The sequence below is a fragment of the Desulfovibrio sp. genome (assembly GCF_018379785.1).
Classification (GTDB): Bacteria; Desulfobacterota; Desulfovibrionia; order Desulfovibrionales; family Desulfovibrionaceae; genus Desulfovibrio.
In genome coordinates, this window is record NZ_JAGZUV010000124.1 from 1 (window position 1) to 3885 (window position 3885).

At 46.7% G+C, this 3885-nt stretch carries 3 protein-coding genes; 2 read left to right on the forward strand and 1 reads right to left on the reverse strand.

The genetic code is table 11. The features are described from left to right. The first annotated feature begins 99 nt into the window (after positions 1-99). Together traI and KH208_RS15445 are read left to right on the forward strand one after the other, a co-directional pair. Complete coding sequence (gene traI, locus KH208_RS15440) at positions 100-825, forward strand: TraI/MobA(P) family conjugative relaxase (RefSeq protein ID WP_291437779.1); 726 nt, start codon at positions 100-102, stop codon at positions 823-825. 223 nt (positions 826-1048) lie between these two features. Further along, positions 1049-1579, forward strand: coding sequence for an LPD7 domain-containing protein (locus KH208_RS15445; RefSeq protein ID WP_291437780.1), 531 nt, complete (start codon positions 1049-1051; stop codon positions 1577-1579). Positions 1580-1769: 190 nt separating this feature from the next. Here KH208_RS15445 and KH208_RS15450 read toward each other — a convergent pair whose 3' ends face one another. After that, positions 1770-3290, reverse strand: coding sequence for a hypothetical protein (locus tag KH208_RS15450; RefSeq protein WP_291437781.1), 1521 nt, complete (start codon positions 3288-3290; stop codon positions 1770-1772). Positions 3291-3885 lie beyond the last annotated feature (595 nt).

Below are 3885 nucleotides of genomic sequence, written 5' to 3' on the forward strand. Positions count from 1 at the left end.
CGCTTCACGCCCTGGATCAGTCCGGGGAGATCAAAAGCGGCCTCCGGTCTATCGCCGAGAACGTGCTTGTGATTGATGAAAAATCGTAGCGGCTAAAACGTGATCGCCCGACGTCTGCGCATGAATACCCCTTCCAAGAGCAGCATGTACCGCCTTGTGTCCTATCTGACCGACGACCAGGGCGTGGATTCACGCGTGGGTGAAATCCGCATTACCAATTGCGACGCCGAAGAACCGGAATTGGCCGCACTTGAAATGCTGGCCGTGCAGCAGAGCAATCACCGAGCCCAGGGCGACAAGACCTATCACCTTGTGCTTTCCTTTCAGGAGTATCCCAGCAGCGCGGCCCTCAAGGATATGGAAGAGCGTGTATGTAAGGAGCTGGGTTTTGCCGGGCATCAGCGGGTTTCAGTCATGCACGGCGATACCGATCATCTTCATTTGCATATTGCCATCAACAAAATCCATCCGGAACGCCTGACCATACATGAGCCGTATTACGACAAGCAAAAGCTGGCAAAGTTTTGCGCCAGGATGGAGCGCCTTCACGGCCTGCGGACCGACAACCATAGTCCACGTGCGCAGGCGGCGGAAACTGCCTCGGCCAACATGGAAAACGCGGGCGATCTGGAAAGCCTCACAGGCTTCATTCGGCGTAACTGTCTGGAGGGTCTCAAGTCGGCCACCTCCTGGAAGGAGGCGCATGAGGTTTTAGCCAAGCATGGGCTTTTCATCCGGCCACGGGCCAACCCAGAAAGCGCCTGGAAGAGCGGCTTGGAGAGTTTACGCCCGAAGCCGTGCAGGCGACCAGGCCGGAGCCGGTGAAGCGCTATCAGAAGAAGCCCTTGCAACGCGGCTATGACAGTTCCGGTCTCTGGAGCCAATACAAGCAGGCCATGCAGCAGGGCAAGGCGGATTGCAGGCAGGCCGTCAGCGATGCCCGCAAGGCCCGCGACGCGGAGATCGCGGGACTGAAGGCCGCTTCAGACGCCCGGCTGGTCCTCATTCGGCATATGGGCATTGATCCGGCATTCAAGCGTTTTCTGCCATGCTCAACCGCAGGCGTCTGCGCAGGAAGGCCGCCAAGGTGCGGCAGGAGTTTGCACGGCAGCGCGGGCTTGCGCTTCAGCAGCATGCCTATCTTCCCTGGGACGCATGGCTCCGGGCAGAGGCCGGAAAGGGCAATGCCGGGGCGCTAGCCTATCTGGAGGTCCGGAAGGACTGCGGGACCGTCCAGGGAGAGATTTTCGGCCCGGCCAGGGGCGAGGCACGGCCCACGCCGCAAAAAACGACGCGGCACGGAACCCTGCTTTATGCCCAAGGCCGGGAGCGCAAGCGGCGTATTCTGGTAGACCCGCAGGCGGGCGACGACGAGCTGGAGAAGAGTTTACGCCTGGCGCTGGAGCGTTTCGGATCACGGTTGTTTGTGAGCGGCCCGCCCGGCTTTGGCGTCCGGTTGGCCCGGTGCGCTGCCGAAAGGAAGGTTCCCGTGGCGTTTTTTGACAGGGAGCTGGAGGCGCACAGAGAAGCCGCGTTGCGCGGGGAGCAGGATCGCGCCAAGGGGGCAAGGAGACGGTAGCATTTGAGGCGTATGGCACGAATTGCCTTGCGGGCGCAGCTTGGCCGAGGCATTTATGACGATAACTTATTTTAAATTAATGAATAGGAAGATTCCTTAAGATAGAGATTGATCATGATAAGTAGTTACGAGATGAAAGTGTTTGAACTATACCCCGTTCCACAGATTATGATTACGAGTGTCAGGATTCTTATTCCCATTCGATTGCAATGTCAAGTTTGTCATATATGGCGTTAAAATCATCAGGTTCTAACGCCCATCTATATGCAGGATGTACTTCCCACTTAAATGAAAAATCCATTTGAGGATCAGAAAGATATTTGTTTTCTTCAAACGTCTTTCTGATAATTTTTCCCTCTTTATTTTCTTTCCTTGCAGTAATAAAACCAATTTTATATAAAAATGCTAGTAGCTTTTGCGGCGATGCCACTTCATCTGGTGCATTCGTAAAAGAGAAACACTCACGTCTTGATATTATACTTAATTTTTCTAAAAGTTTTTCTGTTTCATATACATAGCCTTCAGAATATTTTTTTGCTTTTTTTGCTGATGGCTTTAATGAAAAAAGTAAATTTTTTATTTCTGGTAATTCAGAACGAAATTCATTGACAGTATCTTGTACTCTATCTGTGGAATATGTTTCAAAAATATTTTGGAAGTCTTCTGTTTCTATGATTAAACTGTGCCTTCTTCGTGCATTTTTTGCAGCCAATGTACATAATTTTACAAGATCTCGAGGTCTTTTCCTCACCAATGACATAAGTATTCTATGAATAGGTGCATTTTCCCATTTTCCCCTTCCTTCAAAACGTTCTGCATCTTGATGCAGATTCAAGAGGTCTGATTCCGACTTATATTCCCCTTGAAATGTGAGAATTCTTTTAGCTAGAACAGCTAATATCTGGTGGTTTGTCCATGTAAACCAAACAACTGAGCCTTCTATTTTATCTGTAGACTCATCAGAAGTTCTAACTAAGTAATAGACGTCTGACCTCAAAGCAATTTTAAAATTTATATTGTTATTTTCATTACTAATATCCCTAATCGCATTAAGTAGAGATGACAATCTATAAATATCTTTGTGTGTTCCTTTCCACCCCCTATCCAAGTCATCAATATAAATATTCAATCTTTTGTTAGACATGAAATTTTCATATGTGGATTTATTTATATCAGACTTCTCTGCATATGGTTTGATGATATCAGCAATAAATGAAATAATGTTTTTTATATTTTCATTCTTTTTCCAAATATTCTTATTCTCCATATTCATGATAAGAGACTGTAATGTTTTATCAACAATTATTTTTTTAATACCATCTTTCCATTCTCTTATCATTTTCAAAAAATTATCTTCCATATTGCATATTTCAATAACGTCATCTGGTTTTATCTCAATTGGTAATATTTCATTTTCAATATCATTATTAACAAGGATTTTAAATAGTGCAGATTTTCCTACACCCTTATGGCCTACCAATATGCGTAATTTTAGGTTTGCAGCAACCTGTTCATATATATCAGTTCTAAAATAATAATCTTTTAGGCTTTCAATAGATTCATCTTCTGCTGCTTCGTGTCCAAAAATATTTTGGATATTTTCATCAGACAATTCAATAGGCAATTTTTTTGCCTGCCTTTCCCTAGGAAGTATATTTGCCTGCGCCACCATTTTAATTTTTTTGGGCAAATCTGCAAAAGGAGTTTGCATAAATCACCTCAGAAATAAATTGATATAACGCTGTAACATTAATACATATATGGATAAAAATTTATACCTTAATTGGGGGGATATGGCAATATGTTTATAGCTTATTCTTTCCGCCCAGCAACGCTTTGTAAGCGTTTATCCAAAACTCTTCGCGTTTCTCGGTGGCCAGACACTCGATTTGCGGGGGAATTTCTGCGAGAGAGGGATGCAAGGCGCGGAGTTGATGCTGGTAAAAAATCAGTAGCTCGCAAAACGAAAATATTTGCCCTCATACTCATGAAATTTATTTGTCGAGTTCTGGAACGGGAAACACGAATATCAATAGGGCTGCTGCGTCTGGCATTTTCACACAGTGATAACGGACCGCACGGGAACTGGCGGCCAAGGAAAACTCGTCCCGCGTAGCGCTATCTGATGCGTGCCCGGCCATAAGGCCGCTCCCAGCTAGCCCCGCGCGTACCCAGAGCTGTTTGCGCTTATGGGCGGCCAGGTGCCCGATCTGAGGGGGCTGTTTCTCAGGGGACACGGGGGCGAGAGCGCCGCTTTGGGCGTCCAGCAGGGCGATGCGATACGAAACGTGACAGGTACTTTCGAT

Bases quoted from the DNA above. Each gene is read 5' to 3' on its own strand.
- KH208_RS15445 (WP_291437780.1), top strand. From the start codon at position 1,049: ATGCTCAACCGCAGGCGTCTGCGCAGGAAGGCCGCCAAGGTGCGGCAG.
- KH208_RS15450 (WP_291437781.1), bottom strand. From the start codon at position 3,290: ATGCAAACTCCTTTTGCAGATTTGCCCAAAAAAATTAAAATGGTGGCG.